This window comes from Halomicrobium zhouii (assembly GCF_900114435.1).
Taxonomy (GTDB): domain Archaea; phylum Halobacteriota; class Halobacteria; order Halobacteriales; family Haloarculaceae; genus Halomicrobium; species Halomicrobium zhouii.
This window is the reverse complement of record NZ_FOZK01000004.1, coordinates 51,215-72,446: the sequence shown is the minus strand read 5'-3', so window position 1 is coordinate 72,446 and position 21,232 is coordinate 51,215. Positions and strand designations below refer to the sequence as shown.

Below are 21,232 nucleotides of genomic sequence, written 5' to 3'. Positions count from 1 at the left end.
TTCTCGAATCACCTCCGTTCCTGCCCACCCCTTCGCATGGTTTTTCACATCGATCACGGGGGGAGGGGTGTAGTGAGACGTCGATTAGTAGTCGAGCACGCGTCCCCTCGATTCTTATTACTCCCCCTCGAAGAGAAGGACTCTCTCTACCCACCCACCCCACGTTTCCGTCGTTTCCGCGAACTGCCGACGACTCGATTGCAGTTCTCTTCGTGAATAGGACGGTCCCGTTCGCTCTGCAACGCCGGACTTCTGACAGCCGTCCTGTGGCCGAAGTGTACTCCTTCCACTAGTGACGACAACGCTGGGCCTCAGTTCTTACGTAGGGCCCGCCCCCGGGGGCGTCCGCAATTCCTCTTCGAGGATGACTTTCGTTCTGTAGATCACGAGTTGTCTCACGAAATCGAAGGAAGGAACTCCATCGTCGCTGGATCTAGGCGAGGGGATTACCAGAATATACGCTTGGTATCGACTTGACCCGATCACCCCGGCCCCCGGGGTTGTCCGCAATTCGAATACCCTCGCGACCTAGTAAACACGAGATAATTCTGGAGCAGATAGTCACCAAGCCGACGTAGTCTCCCAAGACTGCGACTGGCGGACACCCGATATCGAACTGTATCGTAACCCACCCCACGTTTCCGTCGTATATCCTAGGTACATGGGGAGATTCCCCCAAAGTAGCAGATCTAACGAAGCTTCGGAAGCGGTGGTGAGGTTGTAGAGATTGTTTGTGATGGCTCCCTATTCCCCTCGTTCTCAAACAATCCACGTCCCTATCGCCCCTTTCCAAGTTTTTCACATCGATCACGGGGAGTGTGCTGAAACGATTTTTCACTTCGATGACGGAGAGTCATATATTGAATATACTTCGATCTCGGTTCTATCATTGAGGGACGGATCTAATGATTATAGTCATTAGAGAGCCTGTTGCGCCCAGATACAAATCGACGAAGCCGAATATTTTAACAGAATCGGGCTGTAGAAAGAAATATGCGTGGCAGTGATCAAGAAGGGATGGATCAGTCGCTACGGGGAAGAGAAAAACACCCAGATCAGGATGGAGAAACAATTGGGGCTGAATCCAAACAGTCGATCCGGGAGATGCTCGACGAGGATGAAATGGTCTCGGTCTTTGCCGATCGAGATCTCGTCGAACCGAACACGATCATCGACGAGGAGCGCATCGTTGGTCGCGATGACCAACTCGACTCTGTCGTCTCGTATCTGAAGCCAACTCTCCACGGAAATCGGCCACCGAATATGTTACTATATGGTCCTGCTGGAACGGGGAAGTCACTCATCATCGGGGCAGTCACCCAACAGATTATCGACCTCTGCCATTCGAAGGGCAAATGTTTCGGTGTGGTGTCCATCAACTGCCAGCCAATCAATACGCTTGACCAAGCGGTCTACGAACTCATTCAGACGGTTGCAACAGACGTCGACGCAGAAGTTGGTGTCCCAGAGACGGGCGTCTCTACGAAGCGCAAGTATCGACGTCTGTACCACCTCGTCAACGAGCACTACGACTCCGTCATCTTCATCCTCGATGAGATCGACCTTCTGTCCGGCCGCCGCGTAATCGACGAACCCGCCTATTCGAGACTCCTGTACCAGCTGTCCAGAGCTAGTACCACGAACGCTATCGAAGGCCGCGTGTCGGTCGCTGCGTTGACGAACGACCCGAAGTTTATGGAAGATATCGACGGCCGTGCCGAGAGTTCGTTCAATCCACGGGACGTCTACTTTCCTGACTACGATGCCACGCAGTTGCGTGAAATCCTCGATAATCGCCGTGATGCCTTCCGCCAGGATGCGCTCGAAGATGACGTGATACCACTCGTGGCGGCCTTCGCTGCACAGAGTCACGGTGACGCCCGGAAGGCGATCGACCTCTTTCGTGGCGCCGGTGACCTCGCCGACGAACGGGGCGACGATCGAGTTACCGAAGCCCACGTTCGCAAGTCCCAAGAGGAAATCGACAAGGACCGCTCGCTGAAACTCGTCGATGGACTCACGACGCAGAAGAAAATATCGCTGTACGCCACAGCAGCCGTCACCCGCTACTCGGATCCGTCCCAGTGTTCTGTTCCGAGTCCGGTCGGTTTCAGCGTCTATCGCTGGATTACTGATGAACTCGATGCTGACCAGATGACTCGCGAGACCTACGTCAAATACGTCAAAGAGCTCTCCACGTATGGTCTGGTCTCGACCGCTCGGAAGAGTCGAGGGCGTGGAGGCGGAATGTACATGGAATTCACGTTCACGGGCGATCCCGTAGCGATAATGGAGCGAATCGTCGAGGACACCCGGCTCGAAACTGTGGCCGAACAAGAGGAGCTTCTCCAGACTATCGTCGATGCCCAACTACAGGAATTTCATACGAAGTGAGATCGCAGTCTCTGTGAGACGTACTGTTCGACCCCCTCCCCCCGTGATCGATGTGTAAACCACTGCTCCAGTACGGGCACCCATCACGCTCAACATCGACTGGAAACGAGCAGCGAGAGGTCGAAAGCGGTGTAGAATACCTTTCTGAGGGGTGACGGGGGCAGATCGTGTCTCATTTTTCTTGAACTCCCTCCCCCCGTGATCGATGTGTATCGGATGGAGGGTACGGTGTTCGAGACCGAACGCAGATCCCAAAAGAACAGTACCCATCTTCATCAATCCAGTTTCGGCGAATAGACCGCTCAAAGTTCCGTCTAAACGCGGGATCGATTTTCAGTGTAAATTGAGATCCCTATCCTTTTCTTCGAAAGAGTCTACTACGGATATTATTTGATGTGGTTATGTATATAATTTTCGAATTATATACTGCTGATTATGACGTAAGGCTGATCGAGTAAACTCAGTCTTGTGGCAGAACCCGTATCTCTCTCCAGCTCTCGGTTCCCACACTTCCCACCCCACTCCTTTCGTAGGGATTTACACATCGATCACGGGGGGAGGGGGTGCACGGAGACAAATCTCCGGACCACCCCCGGGGGCGTCCGCAATTCAATTGTCCATGAGATGTGAGAGCTAACGATGCACGACTGGCTCGCGTTACTGGCCGTGGTCACGGAAGCAGCGAAGGAAGTACCACCGTGCCGGATCCGTAGTATCTACGAAGCGTACACGACCCTCTGTGAGTCGTCTGGGACCGACACGCTTGCCCAGCGGTCGTTCACAACCACCTCTCTGATTTGCGAATGCTGGGCATCCTGTCCGCCCTCGAAAACCGGAGTGGCTCACGAGGCAACTACTACAGTTATGAGGTAGATGTCCCCTTCACGAGCGCCGTCGAAGCGATGTCGGATGTTCTCAGATTGGACGACGAGATACGATTCATCAAAGATATCGCGGATCTAGAGATGGGGTTGACACAGGCGCGAGTAGATATCGATGACAACAGTCAGGCGGTCGACGTCGTTGAGGAGATGGGTAGTCGACTCGACGATCTCGAACAACGCGTCGACGAACACGAATCGGCGCTGAAGAAACTCGACGAACGGACGCGAGAACTGCACTAGCGCTTCGAGGAAATCGATGCCCGTACTCAGGAGCTCGTCGACGAGGGTGGGGAGTAGATCTGTTGCCAGTCCAGTCGCTCACCGGTTAGGCGTCTGCTGTATCGTACTCGCCGTCTGAATCGAGTAGCGGGAGGTCGACTTCGATGGTGTCGTACCAGACGTGCGGGTGCTTCGACTGGCCATCCGTTTCGAAGTCGATCAGGCCGAGATCTTCGAGTTCTGTGAGGTTTCGGTGGACCTGTCGGACGTCGCGGTCGACGAGACGAGCAGTCTCACGAATGCCGTCGGGCTCTTCCCGGGCGATAGTCCGAAGCAACTCCAGATTCTTCGGGCGCGTCACCTGATGCAGCTGGTCAGAATCGTGGAACGTACATTCGAAGTACGGTTCGGGCGTTTCGCCGGCATCGATCGCCTGGAGCGTTTCCTCGATGCGGTCGCTGTCGCTCCGCTCGAAGCGGATGTGCAGGACGCGTTCGGATTCAGACGGTGGGTTAGTTCCAGTCGTGGCCATGGTCGTTTACCTCGGATTTGAACCGCCGAAACAGCGCCGCAACGCCGTCGAACTCCACACCTTCGACACTGCCATCCGTCGTGTGCTTATGGTGGTGTGGCGCATCGGGATGGTCCGGGAAGTTGTCGTACCGGAAGACGGTGTCGCCATCGAACTCGCCGTATTGGAAGCTGTATTTTACGCCGTCGGGGTAGCGGTCGGATTCGGGGACGTCCCACGCTTTGACTTCTGCATACCGGGTATCGAAGTTTTCCCGTTCACGCAGGAGGAGCGTGGCTGACTCGTCCCCGTCCATCAACCGTTGCTACCCTCTCCAACAGAATAAAACTGTTGTTCCACCCTCCAACAGAGGGTGGCTTAATCGACGCTCACCCCTCTCCGCAAGCGACGGCCCGCCAGAACGCGCTCGCTCCGATTACTGTCGCACCGCTCCGCAAGGCGACCGGCAATCTGGTTTTGGCTTTCCTACAATGTTGGTATATCATCACAGTAAGCATATAACCGATGAAACTCGTCAACAGAATGCTCTCAAATCAACCCAAGCTATTGAATGGGACAAGAATCCACCAACCGGCGGTACGGTTTTAACAGTGCTCACAATGGAATAGACATGCCGATCGATCTTAACTCAGACATGTGGAAGAATGCACGAAGCTATGACGTAATAGGTACGGAAATCACTTCTCTCCTTACAGATCACAGAGAACAAGCGTTTTCAGTGAAAGAAATCGAGGAACACCTCTATAACGAACATCAGCACCTATTCCCTGACGATCTCGTTGGTGACGACCCAATCGACGGTGCGAAAGCTGCTCGGCAGTCCATAGTGTCTAATATCCTCGAATATCGCTACTGGCGCTCAGAGGTCACATTCCAGTATGTCTCTGAAGATGACGTTAACCCAGGACTCTACTATACTTGGAAAGGCGTCGGAATCAGCCCAATTGCAGAAATCGATGACGTGACAGATCCCAACCCTGATTCTCCATTCGGAGTACTCTCTAGCCGGTTCCGACAAATTGAGAAAGACGTCGACGACGACGTTTCCGACCTAGAAGAGCGAATCTCTCACCTGGAGTATCGGTTTCGTGAAGAGATAGGGTCCTACTGAAGTTCGAGTCCAACCCCGTTCTCATCCTCTACCCGGTCAATTTCCTCATCACTCATGTCATAGAGGTCGTACACGATTTGGTCTACCCCGCGATAAATCTCCATGATGTCTGCTTCGAGTTCATCTATTTCGTCCTCTAAATCAAAATACGGGTCCATATCTACACTATCAACAACTGGCAGAGTCGCTTTCTCTAACTTCTCCTGCACAGTACGAGTCCTCCCACCAGGGAACCCATTCTTCGGAGACTTATTCTCGAAATCGTCGTAGTTCTCTAGCACTACCTGATATTTCCGCATTCGATTCTGATCCACAAGGTTGCCTGGGAAAGAATAGAGCTTCACCCACTGACGGACAATCCCGTTCCCATCCTCGTCATCACGTTTCCATTGATAGTCCTCACCCACCTTTTCTCGCATCTTCACCTGACCGCGTAGGACCCAGTCATCCGAATCGCTCTTCTCCACTAGCTCCAAGTCAGTGATATCATGCCGGCTATCGAAGACTATATCGTTGACCTTCGATCCATACTTCATCTCTTCATTCAATACATCGGTCAATCCGTTAACCGAAGCTGTACGAGAGAGATATTTGAACGGGTCTAGCCCCTCCTTCAGCGTTTTACGCTTTTCATGCTTCTCAACCATAACATCATACACATGGCTCAGAACAGATTCTACATCATCGTCTTCCGCACCTGCAATTACTGAATCCGGCAGCACAGTTACGTCAGCATCCCTGTCAGCCGGTTCAAGACACAGAGGGATGTCTTGCAGTGAATTCCCGAAGTACTCGTAGAACCCGTCCCGCTTGAGTTTCGCGTGGTGCAGGTGATAGAACTCTATGAGTGTAGAGTTCAGTAAACAGACAAGGTACCTGTTGTCAGGGAGATTATTGATGTCCGGAACAATGACCTCCACGTCCCCGCCGTCATTGTAAAGCCCATCACTGTCTACTATGAAGCGGTTTTCTGTAGCCACGAACGGGCAGATAATCTTCTCGTCAGGACTCTCGAAGAGCTCCTTGTTAATCGGATTTAGAAACCGATACCACTCCACGTTATCCTTTGCTCGATTCTCCAGATCTGGTTTATACTGACTCAGGTACTCCTTCGTATTCGGATAATTAGAGATGTCCTTGTTTTCCAAGTAGAGCAATTGTAACCCTCGGGAGGTGTACTGGTACTTCCGCAGGTCTCCGTTCTTGACAAGTGGTTTTAGGACCTCGTCTTCTATGCCCCACGTTGATATTTCGTCATCAGAGACAGTGAAGGCTTCATTCAACCCAGTCATCATTCCCTGTCCTGTTCGATAGTCCTCTCCGAGACGGGTCCCGTTGCTTTCTATGGAGTCCTTGATATCGAGAAGCGTTTTCGATAGAATCCCCCATCGATCACTACCAAAGGACGACTCCGGGATAGTATACTGACCTCCCATATCAGTTTCTTCACCAACAGTTAATTTCTCCATGGTCTGCTGGATTTCCTGTGCATCAGACTCCAGCTCATCCAACAGATACGTTATTGTTGTGTCCTCCACAGGCCTGTTCTTGGCAAGCTCTAGAACGACTGTAAGTGTATCAACTCCAGGAAAGACTTGGTTGTTCCCGAAATCAACGATTTCGTGGATGTCAGCGTTGTCCGAGACAGATTCACGGAAATCTTTGGCGAAGTGAGCCTCGGTGAAATACCGGGAAACAATGTAACCGAGGTTTCCCCGGTCTCGAATCAGGTTGATGCCAAGCCCGACAAAGAAGTAGAGGATGTCGGCCTTACCAGCATAGAGGTCGTCGTAATTCCACTTCAGAGTCTCGTTAACTCCTTCATCGTCGACGATTTCGAGGTTAAAGTAGGGGGGATTGCCAACAACCGCGTCAAAGCCCTTCTCTGATTGTTTTGCACTCCCGTTGAAGAACGCCTCTACGAATTCAAGTTTCCAGTGAAGGAAGTCATGTTTCTCGGCCATGGCCTCGGCTTCCTTGAACCAACTCTTCTCGGTGAATTCCTCCCAAGAGGTTTCATGCTCGCCGCTAAGTGCCTTTTTCAGGTTGTCGTAGGCGTCAGCCGGAACTTCTACATCGAAGTGAGTGGCAGTGTAGACGTTCGCTAGCTGCTCAAGACGTAACCGCATCTCCTCGTGCTCAAGCCCCTCGTATTTCTCCTTCTTCTTCTCGATCTCGTCAATCGTATCGTCCCCGATTTCCTCGAACTCTGCGTACTCCTTCAGGTATTTTTTGATAGTGTCTTGGACGGTATTCTGGAATAGATTCAGGGTAGACTGCTCCTCTTCAATTTCATCTTCATCAGATTTGTGACCAGGAAGGGCGTCAATCTCATCGAGGTCAGCCCCTATTAGTGAATTCCCTTGTTTGAAGTGGTGGTCAAGGAAAGTGAGGGGCTTATCACTCGCTAGGGTTTCCAACCACATCGACAACTTCGCCAACTCAACAGCCATTTCATTCAGATCGACCCCGAAAATGCATTCTTTGGCTATTTCTCGCCGGATCACTTCTTCCTTGAGTACACTGGAGAGTTCTGCGTCTCGCGCAGTTTCTTGCACTTGCTCGGCAAGATAGCTGGTGACCGCAGTGAGGAAATGCCCGCTACCCATCGCTGGGTCTAAAATGTTCAGTTCGAGGACTCTAGCATAGAATTGACCAGCGTATTCGTGAGAGCCCTGTTCATAGCCATCCTCAATGAGCGACTCACGAATATCGTCGATTAGCGGATCTAGGGTATTCTCGACGATGTACGTGACAATATAGTCTGGCGTGTAGTATGAACCTGTGGAACGCCGTTCTCCTTCATCGTTGACAACGTACAGGCTATTTTCATCGGCGGTATCCACAGGCTCCTCATCGTCGATTTCGGCGGCGGTCTTCCAAACTTGCCCCCCGTCCTCGCTGATTGCCACCATCTTCTCCTCTGCTATCTTAAATTGGTGCTCAAGCAACCCTTCGTAGACTGATCCAAGGTGCCTGGTATCCAAATCGGCGTAGTTAGCATAGACTAATTCGCCGTCCTCATTGATTGCGGTTGATAGATAGTAGATAACCTGTGCGAGGTAATAGTCCGTCACGTGGTTCTCGGTAAGGAATTGGTGTTCCTCAGCATCGAATAGACCGCCGTTGTATGCGGGAATCCCTAGCTCTTTGTCTCCCTTATCGATTAGCTCGAAGAGCCGGTTGAGGCGGTCCCAATAGTCACGAGAACGGGTGCTAAAGTCCTCGAAGAACCCTCCGACACCGGCTTCTTCGACGATATCTTTCCGTCTTCCTTCAAGACTGAAATGTTCCTCAAACTCATCCCTTGCATGAGGGTCCTCAGGCCGAATGAGATCTTTTCCTTCCGCGTAGAGGATGAACATCAACCGATAAAGGTAGACGAGAGACTGCTCTTTCAATTCTGCCAGCTCTTCGTCATCACCGGGTTCGATATCTAGGTCATTACATTCGACGAGTCCTTCTCCAAGAAGCCTCAAGGCAGTGAATACGTTGTCTTGAAGGTCTTCCCCGAGTTGAGCAGAGTAATTCTCGCTCTCGGTCCAAACCTCATCGAGGAATGAATCGCCGATGGACCCTCGCAGGGAATGTGGCCCGAAGAAGACGTAGAAATATTTGAAATCCTCCAGATCTCCTTTGGCGATAAGCTCTACTAAGTCAACCTCGTAGTAGATCTGGGTTTCGTATTCTCGGTTGCCATAGATGCGCCATTTGCGACCGTTCGTTAGGATACCCCAACGGACGTTACTCGGTGTTCGGTCTAGGTAGTGACAGACCTGGGAAGACGCGTTTCGATATGCTCTCCCAACATATTCTCGTTCGAAGTCCTCGTCCCACTGCTTCGCCTCAACGAATCCTAATGAATGTCTGAACGTTTCATTGCTGTCTCCGGATTTATTAAATCGTTGAGACTGTCTACGTTCACTCTCTGAATTGAAAAGGACATAGTCTACTTGGCCATTGCCGCGGGGAATAGAAGTTTCATTCAAAAAGTCATAGCCGAGTATCCTAAGGATCTTATCGATCCATGTTCCGCGAAGCTCATCCTCGTTGTATCCATCAAGAAATTCTCCTTCATCCTCGTAGAGTTCAGAAATGGAATCTAGGGCTTCCTGGGCCCCATCGTCACAGTCCCAGAGATCAAATTCTGGGACAGAGGTGTAGAGATAATCGCCATTGAAAAGCCCAGAATTGTCGTAGGGCCTTGGACCAAGCGTGAGCTGACTCATGAGTGCGTGCACCAGTCACATTCTTCAAGCACTATAACCCTACCTAACAGCCTCCAATCAACTCGCTAAACAGATACTTCATCGGTTTGCGCCTGTACCAAGGTCTAATTTTATAGAATGTGTCATTCCAGCGAACGCACGACTATTTTTTAGCCCGGGGGGAGGGTGGAGGGCGCGAACGTGAGCCCGTCGCTGAGTAGTTGTATGTCGTGAAAACGCCGCGATGTTACAGCATCGCGGCAGCAGGCGCGTGAGCGCCCTCCGGAGTACTTCCAATGGCAACTTCGAACGCGATTACACAAGTAGTTTCGCCAGCACAGCGTGCAGCCAGCGAACAGGACAGTCCCGACGCCAGAGTCGAACACGGCCCGGCGAGTCGGTCACAGTGCCCCGAGTGCGACGGCGACGTCGTCACCCAGGACGAGGAGTCGTTCTGTGCCGATTGCGGCGTCATCGTCGCGGCGGAGTGGGTCGACCGCAGCCCGACGCTCGTCGACCTGGGCATGGTCGGCGACGCGTCGAAGAGCATCGAGACAGTGAACCCGCTCCGGACGGACAAGGGCCTCCACACCAAGTTCTCGCTCGGGACCGACGGCTACGGCAACTCGCTCTCGGACCCACAGCGTCGGAAGTTCCGCCGCCTGCGAAAGCGCCACCGGCGCTACCAGTTCGGCGCCCAGCGCAAACGGACGAAGCGTCTCAACGAGGGGCTGCGAGACGTCGAGATGATCGGCGGCAACCTGGCCCTGCCCGACCACGTCGTCGAGACGGCGGCCAAGTACCTCCGAGAGGCGTCGGCGGCCCGTCTCCCCGGTGGCCGGATGGCCTGGGAGTCACTCGCCGGCGGCGCCGTCCTCCTCGCAGCGCGGACCAGTGGGCTTACCCGGTCCGACATCGACGTCGCCATCGCCGCCAACGCCAAGGCGACCCACGAGCGGGTGTGTGCCGCCGCACGGAAGATCCGGTGTGGCTGCGGCGTCGACGCCCCGCCCGTCCGTCCGAACGCCACACAGGCCGTCGTCGACGCGCTCGACGATGCCCTCCGTGGTGGGGACGCCGTACGTATCTGGCGGATGGCCAGGCAACTCCTCACCCTCGGTGACGACGTCCCAGTCGGGCCGGGGACGCCGCGCCTCACCGTCGCGGCGGCGGCCGTCTACGCGGCGGACCGGCTGACCTCTGGGAAGTCCCTCACCCAGCAGCAGGTCGCCGACGCCGCCAGCACGGTCGTCCCGACGACGAAGAGCAAGATCGCTCGCTACAACTGCAAACTCGTCGACGCCTACGTGGCTCGCCACGGGACCGAGGACCCCAACGTCGTCCTGGAGCGCGAACCAGCTGCCCCAGCGTAAGCGGCGGGGTCTCTCTTCTGGTAGCAATAAGACTTGAACGCCATCACCGCCTCTAGAATCAGTCGAGTATCTCTGTCAGCAGGCTCTCGGCCTCGATTTTGAACTCCTGTTCGTCCTCCCATTTGCGCATTCGATCTTTGTATTCGAACAGATCGAATCCCTCCGCGTCTAGCATCCAGTTGTACTTCTCGTGTTCTTCGCTGTCTGAATAACTTCGTTTGAGTAAATGAGAGCAGTCCTGGTACTCAGAGAGGATGAGGAGCATATCGACAGCGACCGGCTCAGGGATTACGAAATCCGGAAGGTCGCGAATTCGACGTTGAATCCGCAAGTCGACGAAGGAGACCTCGCGCTCGAATGCGCCCAGTGCGGGAAATCGGTCCACGGGGACGGTGTGTCGGCGACTGTGGAGGAACGGCGGTACTACCTCTGCTGTACCTCGTGTGAGTCGCTCTTCCGCGAGGAGTACGAGGCGTTACGAACCGCCGCCGACCGCGGGTGAGTGAGGACGCCCTCCCGCTACTCGATTTCCGTGACGGCGACCGTCACCATCGCACCATCACGTACTTCGCGCGCCACACGCAACTGGATCCCCTCTTCCGTATCCGACTGCTCGACTACGTTCACTATTTGCGGGGTGGCTTCGGAATCGAGCATCGTCACGCGGTCGGCCTCAGTGACGATACCGTACCCACTTTCGATGCAGTGGCCCATGAGGGCGCAGTCTCTGGTGTGGACGCGTGCCTTTTCCAACAGCTCGTCTCGCGCGTTTTTACGGATACAACCGGCGTCCATAACGTACCCTTCGACCGTCTCTGCGTCGTTGCTCATAGCACGTACCGCTTCGCGTCCACGACAGAAGTGCCTTCACGCGATTCCGGTTCGTTCGTCTTCCACTCACTAGTCAGCGATTCCAAGAGATTCGGTCCAACCCAAGGGCAGGCGAACTCGGGTCACTCGTTCACCTGGACGTCGAAGTGTGTCGTCACGAGGTGGTCGTCTGGACGTGCCTGGAGAAAAAGGCGGTACCGTCCCGGCGTCGGGAACCGGGCACCAAAGGAAACTCGTCCTTCCTCGAGGTCGGTCTCCATCGGATGGACGTGAAGATAACCGAGGTCTCCCTCCCGTAGCGCGACGAGATGCCCGCGAGCACCCAGGTACTCGCCGAGGTGGGACACGAGCTCGGCATCCCGTCGGAATTCGAACTCCAGCTGCACGGAGTCGTCGACGGATACGTCGTCCACGAGGAGACGCACGTCGTACCCGTCGGCGTGTGCCATCCTCGACGAGGTCGGTCGCGGCGCAACGTCGAACTCGCCCGGGGCGAACAGGTCGTACCCGAGCGTCGTCGGGTGACCGTCGACGACGACGTCGACGAACGCGCGATACACACCAGGGTCGGGAAGTTCCAGATCCTGAACATTCCAAGTCCCGTCGTTGGATAGTGACGGGTGACGATGCTGGAAGCGAGAGAGGTCCCGACGAACGACGATCAGGTGACTCGACTCGCCGTGCGCCCGATCGAACGAGGTGACGATGGTGTCGTCGTTCGCTATCTGAAACTCCCAATCAGTCTCCACCGTGGGCTCGAAGCGAGTCTCGGCCGGGACGAACCGAAGACCATTCGCAGCGAGCGCTAATCCGCCAGGGACTGCATGCCCGGCAGGGCCGTATCCCTGGGGTGTTTCATCTGGGAGTAAGCTGTGATCGTGGCCTTCCATACGAACCCTCTCAGGTGGCTGTCTCCTATCGGTTCGTCCCATCGCCGGACGCAGTATTCAGCCGATGGTTGCGGATTGGGTACGGAACGGTAGAATCGTTCGCAGCGTGGAGGGTGTTCCGTTTCGAGGGAAAATTCACAGGTGTGAAGACGCTAGAATAGACCACAAATCCATCACCCCTGGTGCCGTACTTCTGCCCACTGAGAGACTAATGGACGACCACTCCCACCACGATGCGGAGAATGGGGAGGAAGGCGGAGATTCAGCCGACTCGCGGACGGAACAGTCGGTGCTCGAAGCGGAGGCCGAAGATGCGGACGAGGTCGAAGCGGAAATCGAGGAGAAACACGAGCACCACGGGGGCCACGGCGACGGTCACGACGGACATGATGGACACGGCGGAATGCACGAGGGACACGAGCAGATGTTCCGGCGGCGTTTTTTCGTTTCGACGCTGCTCTCTATTCCGGTCGTCGTCTACAGCGGGTTCGTCCAGGAGAATCTCGGGTACACTGCACCACCGTTCCCGGGCGTCGAGTGGGTGATCCCCGGCCTCGCCGTCGTCGTCTTCCTCTACGGTGGCGTCCCGTTTCTGAAGATGGCCATCCCGGAGCTGAAAGACCGTTCGCCGGGCATGATGACGCTCATCTCGATGGCCATCTCGGTCGCGTTCGTCTACAGTCTTGCGACCGTCACCATCGACTTCGGTGAACCGTTCTTTTGGGAGCTAGTGACGCTCATCGACATCATGCTGCTCGGCCACTGGATCGAGATGCGGTCGGTCCGTCGTGCTTCGAGCGCACTCGACGAGCTGGCGAAGCTGATGCCCGACACCGCCGAGCGGATAATGGAGTCCGGAGAGACGGAAGACGTGCCGGTGAGCGACCTCTCCGAGGGCGATCTCGTTCTCGTCCGACCGGGAGCCAGTGTCCCGGCCGACGGCGTCGTCGAAGAGGGCGACTCCGACGTCGACGAGGCGATGATCACCGGCGAGTCGAAGCCGGTCTCGAAAGAGCCCGGCGACGAGGTCATCGGCGGGACCGTCAACGGCGACGGGAGCCTCCGTGTCCGGGTCGACGCGATCGGTGAGGACACGACCCTTGCGGGGATCATGCGCCTCGTCGAGGAAGCCCAGAGCAGCAAGTCGAAGACCCAGGTGCTCGCCGACCGGGCGGCCGGCTGGCTGTTCTACGCGGCCCTCGCCGCCGCTGCCGTTACTGCCGTGGCGTGGACGGTCGCGACGACCTTCGATGCCAACGTCGTCGCCCGGACGGTCACCGTTCTCGTCATCGCCTGTCCCCACGCGCTCGGCCTCGCGATCCCACTCGTCGTCGCGATCAATACGTCGCTGGCCGCACGAAACGGGATGCTCATCCGCGACCGGATCGCCATGGAGGACGCCCGCAACCTCGATTCGATCATCTTCGACAAGACCGGGACGCTCACCGAAGGCGAACACGGCGTCGTCGGGATGGAAACTGTCGAGGGCGTCGACGAGGACGAAGCACTGGCGCTGGCCGCAGCCGTCGAGTCCGACTCGGAGCACATGATCGCCCGGGCCATCAGGGAAGCTGCCGAGGAGAGAGCTGTCGACGTGCCAGACGCCGAGGACTTCGAGGCCATGAAAGGACGCGGCGTTCGGGCCTTCGTCGACGGCGACGAAGTCTACGTCGGTGGGCCGAACCTGTTGAACCACCTCGACAGCAAGGTTCCGTCTACGCTCCAGTCCTTCGCTAAGGAAGCGGGTGAGAATGCACAAACGGTCGTCTACCTCGTTCGCGGGGCCGCGCGGAGCGAGGCATCGGAACGAGCGAGCGGGGACGAAGGACCCGCGAGCCGGAAGGGCGAACTGGTAGCCGCCTTCGCGATGGCGGACGTGATCCGTGAAGCGAGCTACGCCGTCGTCGACGCGCTTCACGAACTCGATATCGAGGTCGCAATGCTGACTGGGGACTCCGAGGACGTGGCAAACGCCGTCGCCGACGAACTCGGGATCGACACGGTGTTCGCCGAAGTCCTACCCGAAGACAAGGATGTGAAGGTCCAGGAGCTACAGGATCAGGGCAAACTGGTCGGGATGGTCGGCGACGGCGTCAACGACGCACCGGCGCTTACGAGAGCCGACGTCGGTATCGCCATCGGCAGCGGGACCGACGTCGCTGTCCAGTCCGCAGACGTAATCCTCGTCCAGAACAATCCGATGGACGTCGTCCGGCTCGTGAAGCTGAGCAAAGCGAGCTACCGGAAGATGCAAGAGAACATCGTCTGGGCCGCCGGCTACAACGTCTTCGCCATCCCACTGGCTGCGGGCGTCCTCGCGCCTATCGGCATCCTCCTGTCGCCCGCCATCGGCGCCCTCCTGATGTCGTTGAGCACGGTCATCGTGGCGATCAACGCACAGCTCCTCCGCCGCGTCGACCTCTCCGTACCGAGTCTTCCCGGCGTGTCGCCGACCACGGACGCTCGGCCCGCGGATTAGCTGTCGCTTCTTCCAGCGACCCGGTCACGGTTGACCGTCGCGGATGACCATGATCTTCACCCGCCGGACGCCGTCGAAGTCTCGAAGTCGATTGCTCAGCTCCCGAACGCGGCCGACTGGACCCCGGCAAAAGAGCGATTCGAGACACCACTCACCCTGATGGGTGTGGCTCGTGTTGAGGATCACGTCCTGATACTGGTGCTGGACGGCGTGGAGTTCCCCGATGACGTCGTGGTGTCGGTAGTCGAAGGCGACCAGCGCGACCACCTCGCCGGCCAGATCGTCGAGGCGCGAATGGGCCTCAACGTACTCCTGCATCGCCTCGCGTACCGCTCGCGACCGGTTGTCGATTCCCTGATCCTGCCAGACCCGGTCGAATTCCTCAACGATCTCGTCCGGGATGTTGAAACTCGTCCGCATGGTCTGCTCCTTAGACGCGCCACGTAAGGAAGGTGAGTATGACGAGACGCCCGTTTCGGTATTAACAACCGTTATTCTTCCACTTCACCGAGAGTGACGTACGACGATGTTGCACGGTGAAGCACTGGGACTACTGGTCGGGGCCATCCTCCTCGGGGCCGTTCACGGTATCGAACCGGGTCACGGGTGGCCCATCGCCGCTTCGTACGCACTCGATCAATCCAACAAGTGGCTGTACGGGTTCGCAGCGAGTTTCATCATCGGGGTCGGCCACCTCGTCAGCAGCATCGCGATGGTCGTCGCGTTCTTCTACGCGAAGGGATATTTCAATTTGACCCAGGTCAACGAACCCGTCAGGCTATTCGGCGACGTGCAGATCGGTGGGCCAGTCAGTCTCGTCGCCGGCATCTTACTCGTTCTCCTCGGCATTCGAGAGTATCGCCACGGCCACAGCCACGCTCACGGGAGCCACGAGGAGGAACACGAACACGGGCACGAACACGAACACAGTGATGAGGAACTTCACCATCATTCACACGACCACCGTTCAGGCAGCATCGTCGCCCGCTTGCGAGGGCTCGTGCCGTTCGTCGACGGGGCTCACTATACCGCCGCCAACGCTACGGACCGGGGCCTCCTGGGAATCGCCTGGTTCGCATTTCTCCTCGGCTTCGCGCACGAGGAGGAGTTCGAGATCATCGCACTCTGTACCGGCTCCGAGTACTGCCTCGAACTCATGACTGCGTACGCGATTACGGTCGTCGTCGGGATCGTCGGGTTGACGATGGTCCTCATCGGTGGCTATCACCGCTACGAGGAGACGGTTGAACGTTACACGCCGTACCTCCAGCCTTCTCCGCTACGATTCTGATCATCATGGGGTTCGGGTTCGTCGCCGGTGTCTTCTGATGTCCGAGGTTAGGTTGAGGGAGGGCGAGTGATTCGCTGTGCCGGCGAATAAGCGTTTCAACCCTTGACAGGACCACCCGACTACGCAAAGCGATTTCCCGATTCGCACCGTTGGACTTACCATGTCGACGACTGTCTCGACCCCCGACGCGGATCAAACCTGTGCGTATTGCGAATCCCCGATCTTCGATCACGATCCGATCTGCGTTCGCGATTGCACCGCCGATTGTGGCTCGCCGACGTACTTCTGTAACTACGCCTGCCTCTCTGCCCACGTGGACGACAACGACCTCACCACAGGTGACGCTTGCGAGTGGAGACCCGAGTGACTGTGGATTGAGAAGGCCAATCGTCGACAGCAGTCCCTACTGCGGCCGTCAGGCGCTCGCTTCGTATCCCGCGTCCTCGACGGCGGCGACCATGACGTCCGGGTCAGCGTCGCCCTCGACCGTCGCCTGTTCGGTCTCGCGGTCGGCCGTCGCGTCGGTCACGCCAGCGACACCTTCGAGAGCTTCTTCGACGGTCTGCTCGCAGTGGCCGCAGGTCATCCCTTCGACGATCAACGTTCTGGTCATTGCATTTCACTATATGACGGGGCTGACTTTCTCAGTTGCGCCTTGGAAACTGGAGCTAGCCATGACACTCGATTGTGGACTACGGAGTGCGGGTTGCTGACTTTACCACATTCGAAACTCCAGATTACCATGGCTCCTACCTTCGAATTCTATGTCAGGGATTCGATTTGATTTGACATGCGAAGGACAATCGCATTGAACGATGCCCCCGTCTAGTCAGGTAGAGATCGCACTTCGGCGCGACTCGGGGAAATCACCATGGCTACCAACACAACCGATCGGCAACTCGTCTGGGTCGTTCTCGCAATCGTCGGAGCACTCGTCGTCCTCCCAGTGTTCGCGATGGGATTTGGCGTGATGGGTATGGGGCCCATGATGGGCGGCACGTGGGATCACGGCATGTGGGGAGCGAGCGACGGGGGCTCGGGCTGGATGTTCGTCGTCGGCGTAGGGATGCCGCTCCTGTTCCTGGCCCTCTTCGCCGGTGCTGGCTATCTCGGCTACAGAGCACTGACGTCCGCTAGTGGTTCGGCCGATCACGCTATGGAGGAGCTCCGGTCCGCGTACGCCCGGGGCGATATCGACGACGAAGAGTTCGAACGGCGTCGCGAACGACTCGAAACCGAACACTAGAGACGAACCATGCAGGCCGAACTCCTCCCACAGGTGTTCGAGGCGCTTCGCATCGGTGTGGGCTTCCTCTGGACGGCCGCGTGGGCGATCATCATGGGACTGGTGATCACCAGCCTCGTCCAGGTCTACGTCTCCAAAGAACGGATGGCGGCCGTCCTCGGCGACGGTGACGTCGCCGGCCTCACGAAAGCGACGCTGTTCGGGGCGGCCAGCAGCGGCTGTAGTTTCGGCGCCGTCGCCATCGGAAAGGGCCTGTTCAAGAAGGGCGCCCACGTCGTCAACTTTCTCGCCTTCATGTTCGCGTCGACGAACCTTATCGTCGAGCTCGGGTTAATGATCCTTATCCTGCTGGGCTGGGAGTTTCTCGTCGCCGAGCTGCTGGGCGGCGTGATCCTCATCGCGGTGATGGCCGTCATCGTCCACCTGACGCTTCCCGAGAATCTCTTCGACCGCGTTCGCGAGGAACTCAACGAGCGGGACCACGAACACGGCGTCTCCGAGGACCCGACCTGCGGGATGGAGGGCAAGGACGAGTACTCCATCGTCACCGACGGCGGTGAGACGCTCAAATTCTGCTCGGAAGGGTGCATGGAAACCTACCGGCAGGAGGTGGCGAGCACCGGCGGCTGGCGCGACGAACTCCTGTCGTGGGGCGGCTGGTACAAGGTCGGGAACCAGTACCGCAAGGAGTGGTCGATGCTCTACAAAGACGTCATCGCCGGATTCCTGATTTCGGGGTTCGTGATCGTCTTCGTTCCGCAGTGGGTCTGGAACACGCTATTCCTCCAAGGCGATAGCCTCCTCGTTAGCGCAGAAAACGCGGTGATGGGTGTCGCGATTGCCGTTCTGAGTTTCGTCGGGAGCATGGGCAACGTTCCCTTCGCCGTCGCGCTTTGGGGCGGCGGCGTTAGCTTCGCCGGCGTCATCGCGTTCGTCTACGCCGACCTCATCACGATTCCCGTCCTCAACGTCTACCGCAAGTACTACGGCTGGAAAGTGATGGCGTACATCCTCGGCGTCTTCTTCGTCACGATGGCGTTCACAGGATTCCTCATGGAGCAACTGTTCGACGCGCTCGGTATCGTTCCGAACCTCGCCGGCGGCCAGACCGCAACCGAACAGTCGTACTTCGAGCTGAACTATACGTTCTACCTCAACCTGATCGCGTTCGCCGTCTCAGGATTCCTCCTGTACGTCTACCGGCGTGGATTGGGGGCCCCCGGTCAGTACCGTGACCCGGTCTGTGGGATGCGGACGGACGAGGATGGACCGACCGTCGCCCACGACGGTGAGTCGTACCACTTCTGCTCGAACACGTGCAAGCGGCGATTTGAAGAGACGCCCGCGGAGTTTGCAACCACCGGGCCCGTCGCCAACGCGGCGTCTGGTGGACACGATCATCACTGAACATGAAGAGAAGTGCTCTCAAACCGACGACCGACGAACGCATGGGACGTTCGCTCCCACAGTGGCTGGAGACGTACACGAAATTCGGTCTCTTCGGCCTTGTCGTCGGGACTGCCCTCTGCCTCCTCGCCCTGTTCACGAACCCAGTCCCCGACCCGTCGTTTCCCTGGTTCTCACTGCCCGAAGTATATCGCTTTCCGATCACCCAACCACGGATCGAACATTGGCCGGTGAGTTACACCGTTGGAATCTGGCTATGGATCACGTGTGCACCGGCGCTGTTTCTCCGAGGATACGAACGGTTCGTGTGGCGGCCGCGGTATGGTCCCACAACGTGGCTCGTCGGTCTCCCGACACTCGCGATGATTGGGCTCACGACGTACTGCCGGTTCTTTTGGCCGAAACCGCAACCGGCAACGTGGAACGCTCCCGCCTACACGTTCGTCTGCTGGGCATACTGCTCCACCTACGATCCGCTCTGGAGCAATCTCGCATACGCTATCGCGTCCATCGGCGTCATCACATTCGTCATGCTCGTTCGGAGGTCGTCGCTCGCCGTCGCCACGGAGGCAACGTTCGGCGTACTGGCGTTACCGCTTGGTCTGCCGACGCTGTTCGATGCATATCGACGAGCGACGATGGGTCAGCGGTGACCTAATCGTGAAGAATATCGTGTCGATCGACGTCGACGAGATGGTGTTCGTCCACGAGCCAACCGGGGAAGCGTTCGCAGACAAAACCTCGCTCGTGTTCTACCACCGTGGCTGGGCTACGGACCAGGACGAGGAGACGTAGTCGACTGCAACCGCGTATTTATCGCCCCGAGGGGGGTGGCGGGGTTGTTCCCGCGAGTGTTCAATGTCTCAAACAGATTCACTCAGCGACGACGTTCCAGCGACGGCCGACAACCAGTTTTCGTTCGACGAGCGTGAGACCCGGTCGACGGAGATGCAGGAGTCCCTCGAGCAGTGGGTCGAGGACCTGGCATCGATGACCGATGATGCACGAGCAAGCGAGGAGTTCCAAGAGTGGTTGGACGTCCAGAGCAGGTTTCACGACTACTCGCATCGCAACACCCTCTTGATCAAGCACCAGTGTCCCGAAGCGACGCGGGTAGCCGGCTACAATACCTGGCAATCCGAATTCGACCGCCACGTCCAGGAGGGGGAGTCGGCCATCTGGATCTGGGCACCGATCATCACGAACCGATGTCCGGAATGTGAGAACAGCCCGAGTTACCACGAGCAAAGCGACTGTGACTACGACGAGACGCCGCCCGAGGAGTGGTCTGAAGGCCTCGTCGGGTTCAGACCCACGAGCGTCTTCGACATTTCGCAGACGGAGGGTGAACCACTCCCTGAGCTCGACACTGCGGCTTACGGCGATGCCGATGGGCTGGTTGACGCACTCGTTGCCGCCGGCGATCGTCTCGACGTCGAGGTCAGGATCATCAAGGCGGAAGACTGGGATCACGGTTCAGTACGGGGTGTCTGTACCCAGCGGAGTCCGATGACACTTAGACCTCTCGTCGAGGTCCGGGACCGTGACAACGAGGCCGACCTGGCCCGGACGTTGATCCACGAGTTTGCCCATGCGATCCTCCATTTCGAACCAGACGAGGACGACGCGGAGGCAAAACTCGAAGTCGAAGCGGAGGCAGTCGCGTACGTCGTCTGTCGGCATTTCGGACTGGACGTGGATAACTCGACGTTCTACCTGGCAGCGTGGGATGACGACGCTCCTGAGACGCTTCACGACCGGCTAGGACGGATCGCGTCCACTGCTGAGGAGTTGATCGAGACGGTGGACTAGGAATTAGCATTACCGACTCTGTTGAATCCTAATTTCAGACAAGACAAAGTGTGAAATATCCGTTAGGTAGGCATGCGAACTGACCGACGAGGATACCATCAGATCCAACACAAGTTCGCAGAGCTGTGCTGAATACCAGGCGCACATCGGTCACCTCCAAGGTCGAGGGTGGCCTATCCGACCATGATCCGATATATTGTAACGATCATTCAAATGGTTGCAGAGGCCTAAACTGAAGGCGGATACCACACTATTCTCGGACTCTTGCTAGCAATACGGTACGGGAATCGAGATTCGAAATATCTATCACGATGAAGATTGAATTACTGAATCAAAGAAATTGTCGGTACTAAATGTAATCTATCGCTGGGTGCTGGATAAGAATTTACGGGTTGCAACAGCACTCGGGTTTGTCACAATCCCTATCACACTGGCGAGTTCTTGGAATGCGCTGCCATATGAATATAACGCTGCTCCAGCGCTGCTCGCTGGATTTCTCGGAGGTTTGTACTACAGCAATCAAACACGATCATCCTCTCCTACACAAGCCGGCTT

18 protein-coding genes and 2 pseudogenes are annotated in these 21,232 nt (G+C 56.9%); 13 read left to right on the top strand and 7 right to left on the bottom strand.

What is annotated here, in order from left to right; translation table 11 throughout:
- Positions 1 to 1,104: 1,104 nt before the first annotated feature.
- Positions 1,105 to 2,394: an orc1/cdc6 family replication initiation protein gene (locus tag BM337_RS17435; protein WP_177227680.1), complete on the top strand. Its 1,290-nt coding sequence runs from the start codon at positions 1,105 to 1,107 to the stop codon at positions 2,392 to 2,394.
- Positions 2,395 to 3,024: 630 nt separating this feature from the next.
- Positions 3,025 to 3,350 (top strand): annotated as a pseudogene (locus BM337_RS21655) (cell division control protein Cdc6); the annotation flags it as partial.
- Between the two features lie 253 nt (positions 3,351 to 3,603).
- On the opposite strand, the gene BM337_RS17425 reads toward BM337_RS21655, so the two are convergent.
- Both BM337_RS17425 and BM337_RS17420 read right to left on the bottom strand, forming a co-directional pair.
- On the bottom strand, positions 3,604 to 4,029 hold the full coding sequence (locus tag BM337_RS17425) for an HVO_A0114 family putative DNA-binding protein (protein WP_089818327.1): 426 nt from the start codon (positions 4,027 to 4,029) through the stop codon (positions 3,604 to 3,606).
- On the bottom strand, positions 4,010 to 4,324 hold the full coding sequence (locus tag BM337_RS17420) for a toxin-antitoxin system TumE family protein (protein ID WP_089818325.1): 315 nt from the start codon (positions 4,322 to 4,324) through the stop codon (positions 4,010 to 4,012). Before BM337_RS17420 ends, BM337_RS17425 begins: the two co-directional genes overlap by 20 nt.
- A gap of 315 nt (positions 4,325 to 4,639) precedes the next feature.
- Between BM337_RS17420 and BM337_RS17415 the strand changes: the two genes are divergently transcribed.
- Positions 4,640 to 5,140: a hypothetical protein gene (locus BM337_RS17415; RefSeq protein ID WP_089818324.1), complete on the top strand. Its 501-nt coding sequence runs from the start codon at positions 4,640 to 4,642 to the stop codon at positions 5,138 to 5,140.
- Here the strand turns inward: BM337_RS17415 and BM337_RS17410 are convergent.
- The gene (locus BM337_RS17410) at positions 5,134 to 9,369 is read right to left on the bottom strand and encodes an Eco57I restriction-modification methylase domain-containing protein (protein WP_089818322.1); all 4,236 of its coding nucleotides are present in this window, start codon (positions 9,367 to 9,369) and stop codon (positions 5,134 to 5,136) included. The genes BM337_RS17415 and BM337_RS17410 overlap by 7 nt on opposite strands.
- A 275-nt stretch (positions 9,370 to 9,644) precedes the next feature.
- Between BM337_RS17410 and BM337_RS17405 the strand changes: the two genes are divergently transcribed.
- Together BM337_RS17405 and BM337_RS17400 are read left to right on the top strand one after the other, a co-directional pair.
- Positions 9,645 to 10,721 (top strand): transcription initiation factor IIB family protein, encoded by a 1,077-nt coding sequence (locus BM337_RS17405; RefSeq protein ID WP_089818320.1) that lies wholly within the window; start codon positions 9,645 to 9,647, stop codon positions 10,719 to 10,721.
- 226 nt (positions 10,722 to 10,947) lie between these two features.
- Positions 10,948 to 11,223, top strand: a complete 276-nt coding sequence (locus BM337_RS17400) for a TRASH domain-containing protein (RefSeq protein ID WP_089818318.1) — start codon at positions 10,948 to 10,950, stop codon at positions 11,221 to 11,223.
- A 17-nt stretch (positions 11,224 to 11,240) separates the two neighbouring features.
- On the opposite strand, the gene BM337_RS17395 is transcribed toward BM337_RS17400, so the two are convergent.
- Complete coding sequence (locus BM337_RS17395; RefSeq protein WP_089818316.1) at positions 11,241 to 11,552, bottom strand: hypothetical protein; 312 nt, start codon at positions 11,550 to 11,552, stop codon at positions 11,241 to 11,243.
- Positions 11,553 to 11,674: 122 nt separating this feature from the next.
- Complete coding sequence (locus BM337_RS17390) at positions 11,675 to 12,484, bottom strand: hypothetical protein (protein WP_245778690.1); 810 nt, start codon at positions 12,482 to 12,484, stop codon at positions 11,675 to 11,677.
- Between the two features lie 169 nt (positions 12,485 to 12,653).
- On the opposite strand from BM337_RS17390, the gene BM337_RS17385 reads away from it, so the two are divergent.
- Positions 12,654 to 14,921: a heavy metal translocating P-type ATPase gene (locus tag BM337_RS17385; RefSeq protein ID WP_177227657.1), complete on the top strand. Its 2,268-nt coding sequence runs from the start codon at positions 12,654 to 12,656 to the stop codon at positions 14,919 to 14,921.
- 24 nt (positions 14,922 to 14,945) lie between these two features.
- Here BM337_RS17385 and BM337_RS17380 read toward each other — a convergent pair whose 3' ends face one another.
- Positions 14,946 to 15,341, bottom strand: a complete 396-nt coding sequence (locus BM337_RS17380; RefSeq protein WP_089818312.1) for a CopG family ribbon-helix-helix protein — start codon at positions 15,339 to 15,341, stop codon at positions 14,946 to 14,948.
- Between the two features lie 106 nt (positions 15,342 to 15,447).
- Between BM337_RS17380 and BM337_RS17375 the strand changes: the two are divergent.
- Both BM337_RS17375 and BM337_RS21650 read left to right on the top strand, forming a co-directional pair.
- Positions 15,448 to 16,250 (top strand): annotated as a pseudogene (locus BM337_RS17375) (HoxN/HupN/NixA family nickel/cobalt transporter).
- A 122-nt stretch (positions 16,251 to 16,372) separates the two neighbouring features.
- Complete coding sequence (locus BM337_RS21650) at positions 16,373 to 16,579, top strand: hypothetical protein (RefSeq protein ID WP_089818310.1); 207 nt, start codon at positions 16,373 to 16,375, stop codon at positions 16,577 to 16,579.
- Positions 16,580 to 16,627: 48 nt separating this feature from the next.
- Here the strand turns inward: BM337_RS21650 and BM337_RS17365 are convergent, their stop codons facing one another.
- Complete coding sequence (locus BM337_RS17365) at positions 16,628 to 16,825, bottom strand: heavy-metal-associated domain-containing protein (protein ID WP_089818308.1); 198 nt, start codon at positions 16,823 to 16,825, stop codon at positions 16,628 to 16,630.
- A gap of 258 nt (positions 16,826 to 17,083) precedes the next feature.
- Here BM337_RS17365 and BM337_RS17360 point away from each other — a divergent pair, with 258 nt between their 5' ends.
- The 5 genes from BM337_RS17360 (at position 17,084) to BM337_RS17345 (ending at position 20,677) form a co-directional block, all read left to right on the top strand.
- Complete coding sequence (locus BM337_RS17360) at positions 17,084 to 17,458, top strand: SHOCT domain-containing protein (RefSeq protein WP_089818306.1); 375 nt, start codon at positions 17,084 to 17,086, stop codon at positions 17,456 to 17,458.
- 9 nt (positions 17,459 to 17,467) lie between these two features.
- Positions 17,468 to 18,865 carry a permease gene (locus tag BM337_RS17355; RefSeq protein ID WP_089818304.1) on the top strand — a complete coding sequence of 466 codons (1,398 nt, stop codon included), beginning with the start codon at positions 17,468 to 17,470 and terminating at the stop codon, positions 18,863 to 18,865.
- A 2-nt stretch (positions 18,866 to 18,867) separates the two neighbouring features.
- Complete coding sequence (locus BM337_RS17350) at positions 18,868 to 19,518, top strand: hypothetical protein (protein ID WP_245778689.1); 651 nt, start codon at positions 18,868 to 18,870, stop codon at positions 19,516 to 19,518.
- A gap of 19 nt (positions 19,519 to 19,537) precedes the next feature.
- On the top strand, positions 19,538 to 19,660 hold the full coding sequence (locus tag BM337_RS21785) for a DUF8069 family protein (protein WP_281244917.1): 123 nt from the start codon (positions 19,538 to 19,540) through the stop codon (positions 19,658 to 19,660).
- Positions 19,661 to 19,723: 63 nt separating this feature from the next.
- On the top strand, positions 19,724 to 20,677 hold the full coding sequence (locus BM337_RS17345) for an ArdC-like ssDNA-binding domain-containing protein (RefSeq protein WP_089818303.1): 954 nt from the start codon (positions 19,724 to 19,726) through the stop codon (positions 20,675 to 20,677).
- Positions 20,678 to 21,232: the final 555 nt, after the last annotated feature.